This is a genomic window from Pseudomonas sp. 1152_12 (genome assembly GCF_052850675.1).
Genome location: NZ_VXCW01000002.1, coordinates 474077 through 493973 on the forward strand (window position 1 = coordinate 474077; position 19897 = coordinate 493973).

Sequence of the window (19897 nt, forward strand, 5' to 3'; positions counted from 1 at the left end):
CAGACCTTCTCTTATTGGTGGGGGGCGAGGATCAACCGCTCATCCTCTTTGAAAAAATGCTCATCGCAGTTATTGCCGGTGCCACTGCGATCAACCACCAGGAAGTCATCCCGCTTTTCGATCGTCAGCACCGGGTGGTGCCAGACGCCGCGATGGTAATTAATGCCCTGCCTGCCGTTGGTAACGAAGGCGCGGACCAAGCCCGATACAGGTGCATCGCCAAGTGGCGCGACCACGATCAGAAAGGGGTTGCCGAGCAGCGGTATGAACGCCTGGCTGCCCAGCGGGTGTCTCTCCAGCATGCACACGGTCAGCGGCATGTCCTGCGCGTCGGCGCGGAAGATGCTGATGATCGCGTTGTCTTCAGGCGTGGCGGTTTGCACCGTCGCCAGTTTATGAAAGCGCATGGTCGACCCGTTGTTGATCATGAAGTGATCGCTGCCATCGGTTTCGATAACATCGCCGAAAGGCGCGAAGGCTTCTTTGGTCAGGGGTTCGATCATCAGTGTGCGCATGGCTGTCTTCTTAATTTGTCGAATTTGATGGTGTCTGGTCTACCGCTGTCGCGGGCAAGCCCGGCTCCCACATTTGACCGCGTACCCCTGTGGGAGCTGGGCTTGCCCGCGATTGGGCTCACCCTTATTTCGCTACCTTACCGAGAACCCGCAGGCGGCTCACACCACCGTCCGGGAACACGTTCAGGCGGATGTGGGTAATCGGCCCCAGTGCCTTGATCTGCTCGGCAAACGTGTGTTCAGCGTGCATTTCCAGTTTCTGCACTGGCAGCAGTTCGCGCCAGAACAGTGATTGGGTTTCGATCTGGCTGTCGGTGCCGCCCTTCACGAACGCGCCCTGAATTGAGCAGGTGTCCGGGTAGTTGCCCTTGAAGTGCAGGGTGTCGACGATGATTTTCTCGATCTCGCCCGGGTGGCCCAGCGCGACGATCACCCAGTCATTGCCTGGCGTACGACGACGCGCAGTTTCCCAGCCGTCGCCCATGTTGATGCCACGGCCTGGGTTAAGGATGTTGCTCATGCGCCCGAAGTGTTCATCGGAACAGGCCAGGGCACGGCCGCCGTTCAAGGCTGCGGCCAAGTCGACTTGTTCGTTGTCACCCACCGACGACCAGTCGCGGAACGGCACGCCGTACACACGCAGACGGGCCACGCCGCCATCCGGGTAGATGTTGAAACGCAAGTGGCTGAACGCCTGATCGTTGTTGATCTCGTGGAAGTGGTGGCTGTTGCCTTGCAGCTCAACGGCCGACAGCACTTCAACCCACTGGGTGTTGTCGTCAGGTTCGCCCGAGGTCAGGAAGCAGGCTTCCAGGGACGCCGACGGCGGGTAGTTGCCGGTGAAGAATGAAGTGTCGATGTCCACGCCTTTGATCGAGCCGGGTACGCCCAGACGGATCACCGCACTGTCGTAGCCTTCGAAGCGCTTGCGGCGCGACTCCCAGCCGTCCATCCACTTGCCGTTGTCATCGAAAACGCCCTCCTTCCACACGGCCGGGGTCGGCTGGAACAGGCGATTGGCGTCAGCGAACCAATCATCGGTCACTGAAATGATCTTGGTGCCCAGACGGGCGTCGGCCAGGTTGACGAACTTTTCGAAAGGTACGGGTTGCGCTTTCATTCTTCTTGTCTGCCTTAGATTAAGTGGCTTGGGATGCTCGCCAGGCCCTGGGCGTCATGAGCGCTCGGGCCAGGTCTGCTAAAGGGTCAGTAATCGGAACAACGCGATTTTATTGATCTCGGCCAGGGCGCACTTGAACTCGGCTTCCACCGAATTGTGAATGCGCGTTTCGAACGCGGCGAGGATTTGGTGCCGGTTGCTGCCTTTTACCGCCATGATGAAGGGAAACTTGAACTTGGCCTTGTAGGCGTCGTTCAGCTCGGTGAAGCGCGAAAACTCGTCGCTCGAGCATTGGTGAATACCCGCGCCAGACTGTTCTTCAGTGCTGGCTGCGGTAAGCTGGCCCTGGACGGCAGCTTTGCCGGCCAAGTCCGGGTGAGCGTTGATCAGCGCCAGCTGGCTGGCGTGATCGGCACTCAACAGGATGTCGCTCATGCGCTGGTGCAGGGTTTCGATCTCATCGATCGAGCTGTCCTGGCCCAGGTCGAAGGCCTTTTCGGCCACCCATGGCGAATGTTCGTAGATGTCGGCAAAGGCGTTGACGAATGCGTCGCGGCTCAGGCTCGACGGTTTCAAGGTTTGGAACGCAGTCATTTTGCCGCTCCCGTGTACGGGTGGGTTTCGTGCCAGTGGCGGGCAATGTCGACGCGGCGGGTGAACCACACCTGTTCATGACCTTTGGCGTACTCGATAAAACGTTTCAGGGCGGCGAGGCGCGCCGGACGGCCGATCAGGCGGCAATGCAGGCCGATGGAGAGCATCTTCGGTGCTTCAGCACCTTCGGCATACAGCACGTCGAAGGCGTCCTTGAGGTACTCGAAAAAATCATCGCCCTTGTTGAAACCCTGCACCTGGGTGAAGCGCATGTCGTTGGTGTCCAGGGTGTAGGGGATCACCAGGTGCGGCTTGCCGGTGGGGTTGTTGGGTTCCCAGTAGGGCAGGTCGTCGTCGTAGGTGTCGCAGTCGTAGAGAAAGCCGCCTTCCTCCATCACCAGCCGCCGCGTGTTGGGGCCGGTACGGCCGGTGTACCAGCCCAATGGGCGCTCGCCGGTCAGCTCGGTGAGGATGCGGATGGCTTCGAGCATGTGCTCGCGCTCCTGGGCCTCGTCCATGTACTGGTAGTCGATCCAGCGATAGCCGTGGCTGCAGATCTCATGGCCGGCGGCGACCATCGCGCGGATCACGTTCGGGTGGCGCTGGGCGGCCATGGCCACGGCGAAGATAGTCAGCGGAATGTCGAATTCTTTAAACAGCCTTAGGATGCGCCACACGCCGGCACGGCTGCCGTATTCGTACAGCGACTCCATGCTCATGTTGCGCTCGCCTTGCAGCGGCTGGGCCGAAACCATTTCCGAGAGGAAGGCTTCGGACTCTTTGTCGCCGTGCAAAATATTGCGCTCGCCGCCTTCTTCGTAGTTGAGTACGAAAGACAACGCGATGCGTGCCTTGCCCGGCCAGTGGGGGTGAGGAGGGTTACTGCCGTAACCGATCAGGTCGCGTGGGTAGTCAGCGCTCACTGCAGTCTTCCTTCTTGTTCGTGGTAGCGATGTGTGTGGCGGCCGGGCAGTGAAAAGACTGGGTGGCGTCACAGCGATGAGTGATTGTATACAACTTATCGGCAACTTTGTAAGCCTGCATTTCTGCATTTTTTCTGCGGAGGACTGTGCATATGGCTTAGCAAGAAACTTGCCTAACTGGTCAGTTAATGGACAAAAGGTCGTTTGAAAGCAAGGATTCCCCTTCAATTGCCCTGTCGATTAACGCAGTCGGGAGCATCACTGAGCGTGTGATTTTTATTGTGTACAATTTTTTTAAAAAGTGTCTTAATTGGCCGCCACCGACTTTTTTGATGCCCTGAAAAAGTGCGGTCTTTTTATCTACTGACTTCGGGAGGCGCGCAGACGCCATGGGACGCTTGACCACACACGTTTTGGACGCCGCACACGGCTGCCCCGGCAGCGCAATCAAGGTTGAGCTGTACCGCGTCGAAGGTGCGCAGCTGGAGCTGGTTGCCAGCGCCACCACTAACAGCGATGGCCGTTGTGATGCACCGCTGCTACAAGGCGACGACTACCGCAGCGGTGTCTACCAACTGCAATTTTGCGCCGGCGATTACTACCGTGCCCGTGGCGTGCAATTGCCTGCACCGGCCTTCCTCGACGTGGTGGTACTGCGCTTTGGCATCAGCGCCGAACAGGACCATTACCATGTCCCGCTACTGATTTCGCCTTACAGCTATTCCACTTACCGCGGCAGCTGAGTCGTCACCTCGCTTCACACCTCCAAAGCTCTTCGTTGGTTTTTTGCCCGCGCACACTGCGGGCTTTTTTTGCGCAGTGCACGTTCAACTATCTAGCGCCTTTCGCGCGTCAGTGTTGCTTAGGCTGGGTGTTTTCCTCATAGAGCAGAAAACTCCATGACTTCGTCTGCCGTTCACCCGCACGCTACACCGCCTTCCAATCGCTCACCTGAAAAAACCGCCATCATCGACGCCGAGATCGCTGCCGAGTCCGCGTTGCAGGTCATTCGCGATCAACTGGGACGACGGATTAACACCTATACCCATCCCAGCCGCCAGATCAATCAGATCGGCCTTGCCGACTGGCGGTGCAAGGAGTCGGCACAGGCGCTCACACGCTTGATGGGGCGCGCACCCAAAGTCTTAAAGGTGATCCGCGCCGAGCTGCGCAAAGCCTTTGAGATTGATCCGGACAGCGTGCTGTTTACCGAGTCCGGGGCTCCAGGTGTGCCGCCGAAAGTCGACAATTTGACCCAGCGGGCGTTGTTGCTGCTGGTCAAGCCCGCGGTGCCGATCAACACCAATCAATTTACCGTCCTGAGCGTCAAGGGTGATCCGAACCGGCGGTTGCCTGACACACCGTTGCAGGTCTTGCAGCGAGTCATCGCGTTGAGGCTGTTCGAGCGCTTGTCCCGTGCGCAAACCGACTACTGGGACAGCCTGGCGCGGGGCTCCTGGCTGACCCGCCGAGAGCGCTGGGTGGAGCTGAGCAAGGAACTCTTTGCGGACCGGGCCTTCATGGCGCGGCAACTGGACGAGCTATCGAAAACGGGAATGGGCATGGTGCAGGCCGTGATCGATGCCCCGACCGCGCAAGCACGCCAGCGCGCAGGTGGAGACTGGGCGAGTGTCAGGGTGGGCCAACTGATGTGGCCCGGTACGCCGGCACTGACGATCCCCGGTGCCTTGCATTTCTTTCGTGAAGGCGACCCCAGCGACATGCCGCATGTGATGTATTTGCCGGGAGTCGTCCGCAACTTCTACGAGTACCCCTCCTTCGTCGCGCTGCAGTGTGGCGTGCTGGAGTTGCACAGGGCGCTGTTTCACGATCTCTGGCAGTGCCTGCCATTAAACCGTCGCACTAAGCTCTGTCGGCCCGCGGATTTGTCCCCGGCGTCCAGTGTCGGCCGTGGCTTGGAAGTGATGGGGGATGCGCTGGAGGTGGGCGCGCAGGCGTTGTTGAGTGAGCAATGGAACAACGAATTGGCCTGTGCTGCGATGATCTATCACGGCCACGTGTTTTCTACGCAACGGCCTCGGCCTGAGCCGCTGGATGCCGCGCTGTTTCTTGCGTACGTAGAGGGTACCCGCAAGCAGCTGGTCGGCAGCGCACGGCTGGGCGCCGTGCGTAACGAATTGCTCCGGTGGGATCAGCAACGACGAAGCGCGGAAATTATCTTTGCCAGTACCGCGCCTGGCCTGGCCTTGCGCACCGTAGAGCAGCAGGTCAAGCGTTACGAGAAAGGCCTCGTCGCGCTGCTGGATCCGCAGGATCCCAGTGCAGAGACGCCCGCGTATCTGCAGTTCGTATCGCGGGTGAACCAGCTCAAGGTCTATGCCCAAACATTGAAGATGTTGACGCACGATGCGAAGCATCGGCTGGGCGAGAAAGACTTTTGGGCTGAGCGCCCAGGTGGGGCGGGAACTCCCCGGCGAGGCACTCTGTTCATGAGCGCCCAAACCGAGGCGCTGCGGTGCGAGGTAGAGTTGCAACACCAGCTCAAGCTCATGAGCACGGTGCATCGGGACCTGGTGATCGAAGTCGTGGAGCGGCCTTCGCCGGAACAACGCTTGGGCAGTAAAACCCAGGTGCTGTCGATCGCGGTGGGCACTGAGCCAGACGCTTTCTATTCACTGCATAACCTATGGCTGGTGACTACAGCGGCGGCGGTGAGGGTGCCGGCGCGTCAGCTTCCGGTGGTGCTGTACGTGTTCGGGGCGGGTGGCGGGGTGACGGCTTTTGCCGGGTTGGACGCCTTGACCCGAAGCGTCAAGGCGAGCCTGAGTAGCCGGGACGACTCGGTGTTATGGGGCTGTGTCGAGCGCGATAAACGTAACGACTTGCGGGCCCATGCGATGCGTGAAACGTTGGCACTGCGCTACGTGCCCATTGACAGAAAGCCTGCGCTGGCGTCAATCGAGAAGCTGCTTGGGACCTACAGCCGCTTGCTGAACAGCACCGAGGACATCACGCGTATTTTCAGTGAGGTCAAGGATGTCGAGCTAAGCCGCGCGCTGTTAAAGGCCGAGCTGGAGCAACAGTTGGAAATTCCCGTCAACAGCGCTCTAAGCCAGGCCCAGGCGAATGTCGAGTTGCTGCGCAAGGCCGCGTCCGAGACGAAAAACTGGCCGGCGTGGCTGGCGCAGGCAACGCGTGCCCAGCGCACCCACTTCAAGCGCTTGCAGCGGGTTTACCTCAGTGGGGCTTTTGCCTTTAAAGCCCGGCTTGAGCACTGCCTTCCCGACGTGGGCACATTTGCCCGTCGCGCTTTGACGGCGCGTTTGCGTGCGGACGGCATCTCTCCAGGGTTTGATATTGAGCAAGACTTCATTGACTTACCCGATGATGTTCAAGGCAGCTATTGTGGGTATTCAAGCGCCTGTAGCGTGGGTGATCGCAACATAATTCTGACCCCAAGCCTTAAGCGCACAACCTTCAGCCTGCTGCAACTGGTGCTGCATAACATGGACCCGTTGGCGCCCTGGACGCGGTGGCGGTTTAACCACGCGCGTTTTCTGCAACCCGACTGGCAACAACAGCTCAATGTCGACTATCTGATTCGTATGGTGTCTTCGCTGGATATCGGTGGTCAGTATGACGCCTTGATCAACAAGGTGTTTTACCCGCCGAATCACATCAATCACACGCTGAGCCAAGGGCGCATTCCCGAGTTACTCCATCGCACGCTGCAAGCGGGCTTTGCGCATCATCTGTTCGCGGCGACGCAACGAGGGCTGTCGGCGAATGCACAAAGTGTATTCAACACGGCGATGGCGGCACGTACGCCACAAGACCTGTTGAAAAACAAGCATGAGCTGCAACTGTGCGTGGTTCATTTGGTGGGCCACACACTGCAGCATGATCGCTACATCGCTGGGATAGTGGTGGTGCACGACAAGCGCTCCGGGTTGTGTGTGGTCTATTGGCCCGAGGCTGAGCAAGCGACGGTGCTCACCGAGTATGCCAGCCTGCAGCAGGCCCATGACGCGCTGAACCGTATTGGCGCATTGCCTGAAAATCTCAAGAGGCTGGCGCGACAGATCGCGCCCGGCTGGGCATTTGAGGCGATCAGTCACCATCCGGCCAACGCCGATGAGTTCGGTCAGGTATTCAGCGTGCTCGATGCGACGCCCACGTTTTTCCTAGTGAAAGGGGTATGGCAGGGCATCGAGTTTATTCGCTCATTCCGTATTAAACATCTGGAACCGACGGCATTGCTCGATGAGATCGAAGCGCAAACCCTTGAGCAAATTGCCAGTGATCCGCAAGAATGGCTGGCGATTGTCGCCACGTCCCACAGCGACGCCCAGGCATTGCTGTACCGCGCCAGCGTGCTTGGGCTGCAACGTCAGGCCCAGGCTGCCAGCCGCTCCGGCAAGGCGCTCAAGGACTATAGAGTCCATCGCTTAGGCGAGCAAAGCGATACGACTAAACGCAGGCTAGTCGCGTTTTTCAGCCCGCTATTCGGGATGTTCAATGACTTCTATGAGCTACTGCTCGTAGCCCGACGTTATCACCGTTTTGGCGACCCTCGCGATGCGGTCGATGTGGGCTTTATGAGCGGATTTATGGCGATCGACCTGTTATCGAATTTTATCCCCGGCCCGAAGAAGGTGGGCGGTACGGCGACTCGCGGTGTTCGCCCCTCACTCAGGTCGGCCTTGGGGCGGATACACCGCTTGCGCATGACGACGAGCGAGACTCCCCGCCTGGCGCCGTCCCCCGTGACTCAGCTCAACGCGCTGGAGCACTTCAGGATCAAGGGCACGCCTGAGGGGGCGGTGGCGTTGAAAGGGCCGGGAGAGAAAGGCGTGTATGTGAAAAACGGTGAACCCTTTGTGGCAGATGACACGCACCATTACCCGCTTTATCGGCGCAGCGATGAGTCGTCGTTTCGCCTGAAAAACAAGCAGGCACCAGGGCAAGACGAACTGATTTTGACCATTCATCAGCCCAGGGAATGGCTACTGGGCGCCGATGCGCCGCAACCGGTGGCGGGAACGAGCTCGAGTGGGCTCAACCCGTGGCTCGCGCCCTCGGCGACGCCGGTGGACTGGTATCCCCCTGTTGTGCGCACGGTTACGGAACAGGCAATTCTTCAGTCAGTTCCGACGACTAACCATTGGTTGAATTGGCGCACCTCACTCCAGAATTCGGATGTGACTTCCCCAGCCCCCGGGGTCTATCACATTGCCTCGGATCCTCAAGGTTTTCCCCACAATGTCCTGCGGGTTGCCCCGCCGTATGTCGACCTGATGCATCCGCTGTGCGGTTATTACAGGTTGCTCCCCCAGGGTGATCAGGCGCCGTTGAACGGCATAGTATTTATCCATCGAGATGAGCCGTTGATCTCATCGGCCCGTGTTGATATTGAGCGTTGGACAACGACGGCGCTTAATGAGCAGCCTCTTCCCGCATCACGTTCTCCAACCGGTGATTGGCTGATCCATGCGCCCTTGTTCGACAGGCCTGTGCCGGAGTCTGTGGGGGCGGCTTTCCCCACTATGACAGCGCCAAGTCGAGAGTTTGCAAGCAGAAGGATGATTGAATTGGCAGATTCTTCGTACAGTGCAACGGCCAGTCATCTGCTCAATACCCGTGCGACGCTGGACAATTGGTTGCCCCCTGCACCCGCAAGGCCAGGCCAGACCGATGAGTTACTGCGGATGCTGCGGCCCCTGCAAACGTCTGGCGAATCTACCTTCATCGGTTACGATGGCGAAGCGCCGGGTTTCACACGCGTCGACTTCACGTTGCCTGCCCCGTTGGATCCGAGTCTACGGTTGGGAGGCAGGTCGGTTGCGCCGCTGAGAGAGGGCGCGCAGCGTTCGGCAGTCAGGGTCGTGCTGGAGCAGCAAGGCTTCACGCTCCAGGCGCTTGAGGGAGAACGCTACAACAATCCTACCCGGGGGTTGATCGCCACTCACCCCCGTTCTCCAACATCGGTTTACTACATTTCCTTCCAGTGGATTGAGAAGGGATCTTTCAGGAGGGGGGCCAGGCTTACGGACCGCTGGGTGTTGTCTTTAAAGCCCGATGCAGGCAGCGTGAAGTTAACGGCCGAGGTCATCCGTGCGCTTCGCGAGAAGCGCTTAATTCGGATTATGGCAGGCATTCACTGGCCTGACTGGAGGGTCAAATCGCCTACCGTGTACTTTATCAAATTGCTCCCCGAGTCTTGATCAGCGACACCACACCGGCGCAACTGAACAATGCAGCGCTGACCCGGTTGAACCAGCTCTGGCCTGAACCGCTGCGCAAATACCGCGCAGCGCCATGGGCGCCGAGGCCGTAGGCCAATTTGCACAGCAGGTCGAGCACGGTCCAGGTGGCGATCATGATCAACAGCTGTGGCAGGAACGGTTGCTGGCTGCTGAGAAACTGCGGCAGGAAGGCCGCGAAAAACAGGATGTCTTTGGGGTTACTGGCGCCCAGTACAAAGGCCCGTCCAAACAGCGTGCGCAACCGTGGTGTCGCCGCGGCGGCCGGCACCACCGCGCCCTGGCTCGGTTGGCGCGACTGCTGCCAGCTCTGCCAGGCGAGGTAGAACAGGTAGGCCGCGCCGACGATTTTCAAGGCACTGAACAGCCGTTCCGACGCCAGCAACAACGCACCCAGACCCAGGGCAGAGGCACTCAACAGGCAGATCGACGCAGACACCCCGCCCAGAAAAGCCGGGTAAGAGCGGCGCAAACCGTAGTTGAGGCTGTTGCTGATCATCAGCAGTGACAGTGGCCCTGGGATCAGGATCACAATCAAAGCTGCGCTACTGAACAGCAGCCAGGTATCCAGGTTCATCATTTGCTCCTTTTATAGAAATATGAATTTCGCGATGAAAATCGCGCAAAGCACCCACAGGCTGATGGAAATCTCACGGTACTTGCCGGTGCCGGCCTTGAGCGCCACATACGTGATAAAGCCCAGGGCGATGCCGTCGGCGACCGAGAACGTCAGCGGCATCATGATCGCTGTGACAATCGCCGGAATGCTGTCGGTGGCTTCATCCCAATTGATATGGGCCATGCTCGCCATCATCAGCATCGCCACGTAGATCAAAGCGCCTGCGGTGGCATAGGCGGGGATCATGCCCGCCAGTGGGGCGAAAAACATCGCCGCCACAAACAGCACGCCCACGGTCACCGCAGTTAACCCGGTGCGACCGCCTGCAGCCACACCAGCAGCACTTTCCACGTAGCTGGTCACCGGAGGTACACCAACCATGGCGCCGAACACGCTGGACGCACTGTCAGCTTTCAATGCACGGGACAGGTTCTGGATCTTGCCATCGGCGCCCACCAGCCCGGCGCGCTGTGCAACGCCCATCAGTGTACCGGCGGTGTCAAACATGTGCACAAAAAGAAAGGCAAATACCACACTGATCATGCTGATATTGAATACACCTTTTACGTCCATGGCCATCCAGGTCGGTGCCAGGCTCGGGGGCGTCGAGAGGATGCCGTTGTAGTGCACCAGGTCCAGGCCCCAGCCGGCCAGGGTTACGGCAATGATGCTGATGAGGATCGCCCCGAACACGCGGTGGTAGCTGAGGATCGCGATCAACAAGAAGCACAGCGCCGCCAGCAGTGGTGCGGGCTCGTGCAACGAACCGAGTTTGATCAAGGTAGATGGGCTTTCGACGATGATGCCGGCGGTTTTCAGGCCGATCACTCCGAGGAACAAACCGACGCCCGCGCCCATGGCATGGCGCAAGCTCACCGGAATACTGTTGAGCAGCCATTCGCGCACGCGCGACAAAGTCAGGCCCATGAACAGCACGCCCGAGATAAACACCGCACCCAGCGCCGTTTCCCAGTGGTAGCCCATGGTGCCGACCACGGTGTAGGTGAAAAACGCGTTCAGGCCCATGCCCGGTGCCAGGCCCACCGGCCAGTTGGCGTACAGGCCCATCAACAGGCAACCCAGTGCAGCGGCAATACACGTGGCAACAAACGCCGCGCCGTGATCAATGCCAGCATCGGCCATGATGTTGGGGTTGACGAAGATGATGTAGGCCATGGTGATGAAGGTGGTGAGGCCGGCGATCAACTCGGTCTTCACTGTGGTGCCATGCAAGCTCAGTTTGAACAGGCGCTCCAGCCAGCCATGCTTTGTGGCGGTGAGGCTTGGCGGGGGTAGGTCCAGCGTTGGGGCTTCGGATTTTCGGCTTTCCACAGCGAGTACTCCTCAAGAGTTTTATTGTTATTTCCAGCGCCGGTCACAGGTGTGGGCAACAGCGCTTTGAGGTACTGGCGGGTTTTTGTTGACCAATAGGTCAGGAACTCGCACGAAGCGAATTATGCTTTTGTATACAAATAAAGCAAATAATGTTTTCGAATGTATGGGCGAAAGTGGATGAAAGGCTAATTCACGGCACTCAGCGCCTGGTTTACCGCCAGCCATCCAGCCACCGCTTCTTCGCCGGCCTCACTGAACGCGCGCTGCAACAGCTTCACCTGTTCGCGGCGCAGCGACTGTTCGAAACGCAGGCCTTCGTCGCTCAATTCCAGCAGGCGTTTGCGCTTGTCGGTCTCGGACGCGACGCTGTTGACCAAGTGCATCTCCTGCAACTGGCGCAGCGGCATGTTCAGCGCCTGTTTGCTCACACCGAGCAATTCCAGCAGCTCCTTCACGCTCAAGGCAGGGTAGCGCGCGATGAAAAACACGATGCGCTGGTGCACCCTGCTCAGGCCACGGCGCTCAAGCATCTCGTCGGCCTTGGCGGTAAAGGCCTGATAGCCGAAGAAGAAGGCTTCCATAGCTTGTTGCTGGCTGCTCTGGTTTTTAAGGTCAAGCATATTGACGTATCTACCCAAGTCGTCGTAATTTCGGTCAACCAGTTTGACGTATTTCCCACAGGCTTCGCTACCGGTGACCTTATGGCCTTCTCTGAACGTGTTACGCGCCTCAAAAGCTCCTTGATCCGTGAAATTCTCGCGGCGGCCCAGCGCCCGGAGGTGATGTCGTTCGCCGGTGGCCTGCCCGCCGAAGCCATGTTGCCCGCGCTGAACTGGGAAGGCATGCCGCTCAACATTGGCCAATACGGCATGAGCGAAGGCGAGCCGCACTTGCGCGAACGGCTTGCCGCCGAGGCGCGCACGTTGGGCGTACCGTGCCAGGCCAGCCAGGTGCTGGTGGTCAGCGGGTCCCAGCAAACCCTGGACCTGGCGGCCAAGTTGTACATAGACAAGGGGACCAAGGTGCTGCTGGAAGGCCCGACTTACCTGGCGGCCTTGCAGATCTTCCAATTGTTCGGCGCCGACTGCCTGAGCGTGCAACTGGAGGCTGATGGCCCGAACCTGGGCACCCTGCGCGACAACCTCGAACGCCACCGGCCGGCGTTCATCTACCTGATCCCGACCTTCCAGAACCCTTCGGCCGTGCGCTACAGCGAGGCCAAGCGAGCAGCTGTCGCGGCGTTGCTCGATGAGTTCGGTGTGACCCTGATCGAAGACGAACCCTACCGCGAGCTGACCTTCGATGGCGGCAGTGCGCAGCCGATTGCCGGGCGCCTGAAGAAAGCCAGCTGGATCTACACCGGCACGGTCTCCAAGACCTTGTTGCCAGGCCTGCGCGTCGGTTACCTGATCGCCAGCCCGGACCTGTTCCCGCACCTGCTCAAGCTCAAGCAATCGGCGGACCTGCACACCAACCGCGTTGGCCAGTGGCAGGCGATGCAGTGGATCGGCACCGAGCGCTACCAGCAACATCTGGCGGAACTGCGCAGCTTTTACCGCGAACGCCGCGATGCATTTCAGGCCGCTCTTGAGCGCCACTTCGGTGATTTGGCCGACTGGCAAACGCCTCAGGGCGGATTATTCTTCTGGTTGACCTTGAAACAACCGCTCGACACCCGCACCTTGTTGGCGCAAGCATTAGATCAGAACGTCGCGTTCATGCCCGGCGAACCGTTCTTTTCCGAGCCGGACCAGCACCTTGGTTCGTTTCGGCTCAATTTCAGCCATATCGACCCGGCCCGTTTGGACGAAGGTCTCAAGCGCCTGGCCGCGGTGGTCCGTCAAGCACAGCACGCGCAAGCGGCATAAGGGGAGCCTCATGTACAAGGTTTATGGCGATTACAGGTCGGGCAACTGCTACAAGGTCAAATTGATGCTCAATCTATTGGGCATTCCATACCAGTGGGTCGATGTCGACATCCTCAACGGTGACACCCAGACCGCCGAATTCCTGGCCAAGAACCCTAACGGCAAGATCCCGGTGCTGGAACTGGAAGATGGCACGTGCCTGTGGGAATCCAATGCGATCCTCAACTTCCTGGCCGATGGCAGCGAGTTTTTGCCGAGCGAGCCGCGCCTGCGCACTCAGGTGTTGCAGTGGCAGTTCTTCGAGCAATACAGCCACGAACCGTATATCGCCGTGGCGCGGTTTATCCAGTTCTACCTGAACATGCCGGAAGATCGTCTTGAAGAATACAAAACCACGCATAAGGGCGGTTACAAGGCGCTGAAGGTGATGGAGCGTCAGTTGCAAGCCACGCCGTACCTGGTGGGCGAGCAATATTCGATTGCCGATATCGCACTGTATGCCTACACCCATGTGGCGCATGAAGGCGGTTTTGATCTGGCGCCTTACCCGGCGGTGCAGGCGTGGCTCAAGCGCGTGGCCGGCCATCCGAAACACGTAGCCATGCTGGACTGAATTCAGGCGGTCAAAATGTGGGAGGGGGCTTGCTCCCGATCGCGGTGTGTCAGTCACTTTATGGGTTGACTGATCCACTGCTATCGGGAGCAAGCCCCCTCCCACATTTGATCTTCAGTGTTTGTCAGACCGCAGCAAACCGCTTGTCCAGGTAGTCGATGATCACTTTGGAGTCATACATCCAGGTGGTCTGGCCATTCTCTTCGATGCGCAGGCACGGCACTTTGATCTTGCCGCCTTGTTCCAGCAGGGTCTGTCGGTCTTGCGCGTTGTTCTTCGCATCCTTCAACGCCACCGGCACATTCAGGCGGTGCAGCGTACGACGGGTTTTCACGCAGAACGGGCAGGCGTGGAACTGATACAGGGTCAAGCTCTTGGCCGCAGCGTTCACCTGCGCCTGTTGTTCGGCGGGGCGCTGCTTTTTGCGTGGGCGGGTAATGAAGTCGCCCGCGATAATGACGTGGCCGAGGCCCACTCGAAGTGCTTTGACGAACATGGCTGAAAACCTCTTGCCCATTACAGAGGGCCGCATCTTACCTGAATTGCTTACATGATTTGGGGGCGAAAAAAAACCGGCGATGAACGCCGGCTTTTTCCTACGCAGCCTGTTACTTGATCAGGCTGAGGAATTCGCTGCGGGTGGCCGCGTTCTCGCGGAACTCACCCAGCATCACCGAGGTGATCATTGACGAATTCTGTTTCTCTACACCGCGCATCATCATGCACATGTGCTTGGCTTCAATCACCACCGCAACGCCCAGTGCGCCGGTCACTTGCATCACGGCATCGGCGATCTGGCGGCTGAGGTTTTCCTGGATCTGCAGGCGGCGCGCATACATGTCGACAATCCGTGCGACTTTCGACAAGCCCAGCACTTTGCCGCTCGGGATATACGCGACGTGAGCTTTACCGATAAACGGCAGCAGATGGTGTTCGCACAGCGAGTACAGCTCGATGTCCTTCACCAGCACCATTTCGCTGTTGTCAGAGCTGAATAAGGCACCGTTGGTGACTTCTTCGAGGGTCTGCTCATAGCCGCGGCAAAGGTACTGCATCGCCTTGGCGGCACGCTTTGGCGTGTCGAGCAGGCCCTCGCGGGAGACGTCCTCGCCGAGCTGGCCGAGGATCTCTGTGTAATTCTGTTCCAGGGACATGAAACTACCTGTGGGATTTTCGCAAAGCGCAAGGTTACGGTGGCGGACCCATCGCTGCAAGCCTGACGATGGCACTTGTTACTCGTCGCGCCCTTCCATCATCGTGCGCTTGAGCATCACATACACCGCACCCGCGCCGCCGTGACGGGCCTGGCAAGAGGTAAAACCGAGCACTTGGGCATGCTGGCGCAGCCAAGTGTTGACGTGGCTCTTTATCATCGGCCGCTTGCCGTCCAGCCGCACGGCCTTGCCATGGGTGACGCGCACGCAGCGGATTTCGAATTTGGTTGCTTCGGCCAGGAAGGCCCATAGGGTTTCGCGGGCCTTTTCCACGTTCATGCCGTGCAGATCCAGGCTGCCCTCGAACGGGATCTGGCCGACCTTGAGCTTGCGCATCTGGCTTTCCTGCACGCCGTCGCGGGCCCACATCAGCTCATCTTCGGGGCCGACGTCGATCACGAATTGGTCTGACAGGCCATCGACGGTAGTGGCGTCGGTGCGCACGGTCGCGGCCTGGCGCAGCTTGGCGATCTGCGCCCGGTCGGTCTTGGGTTTGCCGGTGTCGGCGCGGTCGTGCTTGAGCGGCTTGACGCCGCGCAGCTCGTTCTTGAACAGGGAAAAATCGTCGTCTTGCATGTCAGCCTCCGCGAAGGGCGGGCAGTTTACCTAAATCGCGGCGGCCAGGGCGCAGGAAACGCTATCCAAGCGCCATCAGTCGTGCTTTTTCATCAGGTGTGAAGCAATGTTCAGCGACAACGGCTGGCGCATCCGTCGACGGCTGCGACGCCATAACCACACGCCAAACCAGAGCACCGACAGCCCGATTGCCAACAAGATAGCCGAGCCGCCCGGGCTGGCGTTCAGTTCGCCGAGCGCTGGCGAATGACCAAACAAGCCGGCGCCACCGGCACCCGCCAGCAGTAAACCTACAATGGCCAGCAGCGCGGCAAAGCCGGCTACCAGGCGCAGACGCCAGTTGCTCGGGCCCTTGGGGCGCAAGCGACGAGCATCAAAACCATCGGATATCTTCATTCCGACCTTTCCTCCAGGGTATCGGCCCTTCGACCGGAAGATACACAGGTTGTTCCTGTGCCTGAGGCAATTGCAGAAAATGAAAAGGTTTTGCGGATGAGCGGGGCAATAAAACATTGCCGCGCCGCTCATCAGAAGGTCGATCAGATCAGATCTTTGGTCAACGCCAGGGTTGCGAAGTTGTCGGCCATGATGGCCATTTCGGTTTGTTGCACGTGTTCGGCACTCAGGATGCCGCCTTTGTAAGGCAAGTCGCGCGTTGCGCAGGCGTCTTCCACCAACGTGCAGCGAAAGCCCAGGTTCTTGGCCGCGCGAACGGTGGTGCTGACGCTGGAGTGGCTCATGAAGCCGCTGACGATCAGGTCCAGGGAGCCAAGGTCTTGCAGGTGCTTTTCAAGGCCGGTGCCGTGGAACGCGCTGGGCAGCAGCTTGCCGATGATGGTTTCATCGCCGAGGGGTTCCAGGCCGGGGATGAATTCGCCACGCTCGCCCTGCGGGTCAAACAGGCCGCCGACGGTGCCCAAGTGGCGCACATGTACGATCGGCCGCCCGGCGTTGCGCGCAGCGGCGACCAGTTGCTGGATGTTGGCGACCGCTGCGTCCATGCCCGAGAGGGCGAGTGGGCCGCTGAGGTATTCCTTCTGGGCGTCGATGATCACGAGGGTCGCATGGTTCAGGTTGGCTGCTGCGTAACCGCGACCGCTGAGTTGAAACATCGTCTTTGGAACGGACATTCTGGGGCTCCTGTGAGGGGGGCTTTTGTGACATTGTCCACTGGCTGAGCGGTTCTGTGAATCGCTACCATCGTAAGGTACGCCGTTGTTGACGTGCAGCCATGTCAAGTGGGTGACTTGTTTAACCCAATGATGGCAAATTGGGTGAAATCCGACGGATGGCGAAGGGGTTTCATCCATCGAAGGGACAGGCGAAGGCTGTTAGAATCGCCAGTCGTTTTTTCCAGGAGCTTGCCCCAGTGATCACATCCCGCCTGCGCACATTGCGCGACCACATCCGTTGGGCTGTCAGCCGTTTCCATGGGGAAGACCTGTTTTTCGGCCATGGCACCGACAACGCCTGGGACGAAGCCCGGCAATTGGTGCTCGGCGCCTTGCACTTGCCTTGGGAAATTGCCGACAGCTACCTGGACTGCAATCTGGAAGAAGAGGAAATCTCCTACGTACAGCGCTTGCTGCACCGTCGCATCCACGAGCGTGTGCCCACCGCTTACCTATTGAAGGAAGCCTGGTTCTGCGGCATGTCGTTTATCGTTGATGAGCGCGTATTGATCCCACGTTCCCCGATTGGCGAGCTGATTGAAAACCGCTTCGAACCCTGGCTGGCCCAACCGCCAGCGCGCATCCTCGACCTGTGCACCGGCTCCGGTTGCATTGGCATCGCGTGTGCCTATGAGTTCCAGGACGCCGAAGTGGTACTGGGTGACCTGTCCTTCGAAGCATTGGAAGTGGCCAACCAGAACATCGAGCGGCATGGCGTCGATGAGCGCGTCTATACCGTGCAAGGCGATGGCTTCGATGGCTTGCCGGGCCAGCGTTTTGACTTGATCGTGTCCAACCCGCCGTATGTGGATGCCGAAGACTTCGCCGACATGCCGGACGAATACCAGCACGAGCCGGAGCTGGGCCTGGCCTGCGGAGATGATGGCTTGAACCTGGTGCGGCGCATGCTGGCCGAGGCGGCGGACCACCTGACCGAGAAAGGCTTGCTGATTGTCGAAGTCGGCAACAGCCAGGTGCACGTCGAGTTGCTGTACCCGGAAGTTGATTTCGCTTGGCTTGATTTCCAGCGCGGCGGGCATGGTGTGTTTATGTTGACGGCGCAGCAGTGCCGCGAGCATCAAGCAGTGTTTGCCGCCCGGGTTTAACTGAAGAAACACCATCAATGTGGGAGGGGCTTGCTCCCACATTCTCAATTGCGTGCCTGCCTGATTATCGGTGTGTCGCAATCCAGATCAGCAACCCCGCCTGAAACACGGTAAACGCCACTAGGCAGGTGATGGTAAAGCGCAAGCCGCTGTCCTCGCGCTTGAACTTGGTGACCTTTTCCTCTTCCTTGCGCAGCTTCACTTCCTGCTCTGCCAGGTTCTGCTCGGCCTGTTGCAGCATCTGTGCGGCTTCGAGGATTTCCACGAACTGCACCTTCTCGGTATTCCAGCTGTCCAGCACTTCACTGACTTTGCCCGGCTGCACAATGCCTTTCAGGTGCTGCACATCGGCGTAGGCCACATCAAAGCCCTGGATGCGCAGGAAGTGATCGCGGCGCAGGCGCGTGGCTTCGTTCAGGGCGTCTTTGTTGGCCAGGTCCACGCCGTCGACGCGGTAGTGTGACCACTTCTTTTTCGCCCACGCCGCGCTTTGGGCGACGAGAAAGCGACCGATGCCACGGTTGGCCGGTTCGATTTCCAGGCTGTTGCCCGGGCCGAAGTGCACGCGGTGTTTATCGTGATCGACCCAGATGTCCAAGTGGTTCTGCTCGCGCCGTACCCGTTGGCCCGGCAACTGGATGACCATGCGCAACAGGCTGTGGTGTTTATCGTGGCGTTCGGCATAGCCGAATTGTACAAACCGCAACGGCCGCACGCCGGTGGCGCGGTCCGTGGTCAGGGGCGCCAGGCGCAGCATCTTGAAATGCTCAGCCTGCACGTCCGCCCACGGCAGTGCCGCCACCTCGACGGCCTCGGTTTTTTCGGCCGGGGTGTCGGCGATGGGTTCTGGTGTAGCGTCTGTGGTTGTCATGCGGCGCGATCCTGTCCAAGCCCTGCGAGTCGACAGTCTTTTTACTGTCGACCCTGGGCTTATCGGCCGCTTTTCACAGGACTGGAGGCAAATAGTCGCTCAACGGGGTTGAAGTCCGTCGATAAAACGCACGATGCGCTCGCCCAGTTCGGCGGCGAGGGGCAATTTCGGGTCGTTGTAGGAGGCCAATTGCTCCTTCACATCCTTGGGCACGATGCGCATCACATGGTTCATGCCCTCGATCACCGTCAAATGTGCGTCGGGCTTGGCGTTTTTCAGTTGCCGGGCATCCGCGACGCCGACCTGGATATCGTTGGTGCCCTGGACGATCAGCGCCGGCATGCTCAGCTTGGCGAAGGCGGCTGACGGATCAGCGCGAAACAGGCTGATCAGATACGGCTGCACGCTGGGGCGGAAAATACCTTCCAGCGGGCCCGGTACATCGGCATCCACTTGGCCTGCCTTGAGGTGGTCGAGGATTTCATTGCTGCGCAGCAACAGGGCAGGCGGCAGGTGATCGGCTAACTGCTGGCGGATCACCTGGTCCACCGGGCGGGCGCTGCCGGACAAGGAAATGACACCGGCTGGATCAAGTTGCGGTGCGGCGAGGGCGGCGACCAGCGCGCCTTCGCTATGGCCCAGTACAATCAACGGGCCCATGCGGTTGTCGGCTTTGAGCAGCTTGCCCCAGGCCACGGCGTCGGCCACGTAGGCGTCCAGCGTGAGGTTGCGTTCGTCGGGCGTGGCCGCCAGGCTGGCGGCCACGCCGCGCTTGTCATAGCGCACGCTGGCAATGTTATGCCGGGCGAGTACCCAGGCCAGGCGCTTGAGGCTGTCGTTGCGTGCGCCGTCGGCGCTATTGCCGTTGCGGTCGGTGGGCCCGGAGCCAGCAATGATCAGCACTACCGGTACTGGCTTGTCGGATTTGGGCAGTAACAGCGAGCCAAACAGCTCGCCGCTGCCAGTGTCCAGGCTGATGGGCCGTTGCAGCACGACAGGGGAGGCGGCGAAGCCAAGGCTGGAAAACAGGGTCAGGGTCAAAAGCAAAACTCGTAGCATCATCGCGCCATCATGAGGAGGGTGCCGGTTGGACCAACGTCTACCGGTAAGGTTTCGAGGATGAACTAGTCGGTTAGCCTGCGTATAC

At 59.5% G+C, this 19897-nt stretch carries 19 protein-coding genes; 5 read left to right on the forward strand and 14 right to left on the reverse strand.

What is annotated here, in order from left to right; genetic code table 11:
- Positions 1-11: 11 nt before the first annotated feature.
- From FW764_RS04825 to puuE, 4 genes are all read right to left on the reverse strand, one after another.
- A complete protein-coding gene (locus tag FW764_RS04825) occupies positions 12-515 on the reverse strand; it encodes an ureidoglycolate lyase (protein WP_375070746.1) in 504 nt (167 codons plus the stop codon).
- Between the two features lie 124 nt (positions 516-639).
- Positions 640-1635 carry an allantoicase gene (gene alc, locus FW764_RS04830; RefSeq protein WP_446432984.1) on the reverse strand — a complete coding sequence of 332 codons (996 nt, stop codon included), beginning with the start codon at positions 1633-1635 and terminating at the stop codon, positions 640-642.
- Positions 1636-1713: 78 nt separating this feature from the next.
- Positions 1714-2229: a 2-oxo-4-hydroxy-4-carboxy-5-ureidoimidazoline decarboxylase gene (gene uraD / locus FW764_RS04835; protein ID WP_446432985.1), complete on the reverse strand. Its 516-nt coding sequence runs from the start codon at positions 2227-2229 to the stop codon at positions 1714-1716.
- Positions 2226-3152 (reverse strand): allantoinase PuuE, encoded by a 927-nt coding sequence (gene puuE, locus FW764_RS04840; RefSeq protein ID WP_094951456.1) that lies wholly within the window; start codon positions 3150-3152, stop codon positions 2226-2228. The genes uraD and puuE overlap by 4 nt, the downstream gene beginning before the upstream one ends.
- Before the next feature lie 389 nt (positions 3153-3541).
- On the opposite strand from puuE, the gene uraH reads away from it, so the two are divergent.
- Both uraH and FW764_RS04850 read left to right on the forward strand, forming a co-directional pair.
- Positions 3542-3895, forward strand: coding sequence for a hydroxyisourate hydrolase (gene uraH, locus FW764_RS04845; RefSeq protein WP_446432986.1), 354 nt, complete (start codon positions 3542-3544; stop codon positions 3893-3895).
- 156 nt (positions 3896-4051) lie between these two features.
- Positions 4052-9337 (forward strand): dermonecrotic toxin domain-containing protein, encoded by a 5286-nt coding sequence (locus tag FW764_RS04850; RefSeq protein WP_446432987.1) that lies wholly within the window; start codon positions 4052-4054, stop codon positions 9335-9337.
- Here the strand turns inward: FW764_RS04850 and FW764_RS04855 are convergent.
- From FW764_RS04855 to FW764_RS04865, 3 genes are all read right to left on the reverse strand, one after another.
- Positions 9315-9953: a LysE family translocator gene (locus FW764_RS04855; protein ID WP_446432988.1), complete on the reverse strand. Its 639-nt coding sequence runs from the start codon at positions 9951-9953 to the stop codon at positions 9315-9317. The two genes, FW764_RS04850 and FW764_RS04855, sit on opposite strands and share 23 nt — an antisense overlap.
- A 12-nt stretch (positions 9954-9965) precedes the next feature.
- Positions 9966-11327 carry an NCS2 family permease gene (locus tag FW764_RS04860; RefSeq protein ID WP_446432989.1) on the reverse strand — a complete coding sequence of 454 codons (1362 nt, stop codon included), beginning with the start codon at positions 11325-11327 and terminating at the stop codon, positions 9966-9968.
- Positions 11328-11515: 188 nt separating this feature from the next.
- Positions 11516-11950, reverse strand: a complete 435-nt coding sequence (locus tag FW764_RS04865) for a MarR family winged helix-turn-helix transcriptional regulator (RefSeq protein ID WP_446432990.1) — start codon at positions 11948-11950, stop codon at positions 11516-11518.
- Between the two features lie 81 nt (positions 11951-12031).
- Here FW764_RS04865 and FW764_RS04870 point away from each other — a divergent pair, with 81 nt between their 5' ends.
- Positions 12032-13198, forward strand: a complete 1167-nt coding sequence (locus FW764_RS04870) for an aminotransferase-like domain-containing protein (RefSeq protein WP_446432991.1) — start codon at positions 12032-12034, stop codon at positions 13196-13198.
- 10 nt (positions 13199-13208) lie between these two features.
- Entirely contained in the window at positions 13209-13811 is a 603-nt protein-coding gene (locus FW764_RS04875; RefSeq protein ID WP_446432992.1) for a glutathione S-transferase family protein, read from the forward strand.
- A 124-nt stretch (positions 13812-13935) separates the two neighbouring features.
- Here the strand turns inward: FW764_RS04875 and FW764_RS04880 are convergent, their stop codons facing one another.
- The 5 genes from FW764_RS04880 to FW764_RS04900 all read right to left on the reverse strand — a co-directional run bounded on the left by FW764_RS04880 (position 13936) and on the right by FW764_RS04900 (position 16731).
- Complete coding sequence (locus tag FW764_RS04880) at positions 13936-14307, reverse strand: glutathione S-transferase N-terminal domain-containing protein (protein ID WP_446432993.1); 372 nt, start codon at positions 14305-14307, stop codon at positions 13936-13938.
- Between the two features lie 112 nt (positions 14308-14419).
- A complete protein-coding gene (gene folE / locus FW764_RS04885) occupies positions 14420-14965 on the reverse strand; it encodes a GTP cyclohydrolase I FolE (RefSeq protein ID WP_083357562.1) in 546 nt (181 codons plus the stop codon).
- A gap of 78 nt (positions 14966-15043) precedes the next feature.
- Entirely contained in the window at positions 15044-15601 is a 558-nt protein-coding gene (locus tag FW764_RS04890) for a Smr/MutS family protein (RefSeq protein WP_446432994.1), read from the reverse strand.
- Between the two features lie 75 nt (positions 15602-15676).
- Complete coding sequence (locus FW764_RS04895) at positions 15677-15997, reverse strand: hypothetical protein (RefSeq protein WP_446432995.1); 321 nt, start codon at positions 15995-15997, stop codon at positions 15677-15679.
- A 143-nt stretch (positions 15998-16140) separates the two neighbouring features.
- The gene (locus FW764_RS04900) at positions 16141-16731 is read right to left on the reverse strand and encodes a cysteine hydrolase family protein (protein ID WP_083357565.1); all 591 of its coding nucleotides are present in this window, start codon (positions 16729-16731) and stop codon (positions 16141-16143) included.
- A gap of 239 nt (positions 16732-16970) precedes the next feature.
- Here FW764_RS04900 and prmB point away from each other — a divergent pair, with 239 nt between their 5' ends.
- On the forward strand, positions 16971-17879 hold the full coding sequence (gene prmB, locus FW764_RS04905; RefSeq protein ID WP_446432996.1) for a 50S ribosomal protein L3 N(5)-glutamine methyltransferase: 909 nt from the start codon (positions 16971-16973) through the stop codon (positions 17877-17879).
- A gap of 64 nt (positions 17880-17943) precedes the next feature.
- Here prmB and FW764_RS04910 read toward each other — a convergent pair whose 3' ends face one another.
- Both FW764_RS04910 and FW764_RS04915 read right to left on the reverse strand, forming a co-directional pair.
- Positions 17944-18750, reverse strand: coding sequence for a hypothetical protein (locus FW764_RS04910; RefSeq protein ID WP_446432997.1), 807 nt, complete (start codon positions 18748-18750; stop codon positions 17944-17946).
- Between the two features lie 99 nt (positions 18751-18849).
- Complete coding sequence (locus FW764_RS04915) at positions 18850-19812, reverse strand: alpha/beta hydrolase (protein WP_446432998.1); 963 nt, start codon at positions 19810-19812, stop codon at positions 18850-18852.
- Between the last annotated feature and the right edge of the window lie 85 nt (positions 19813-19897).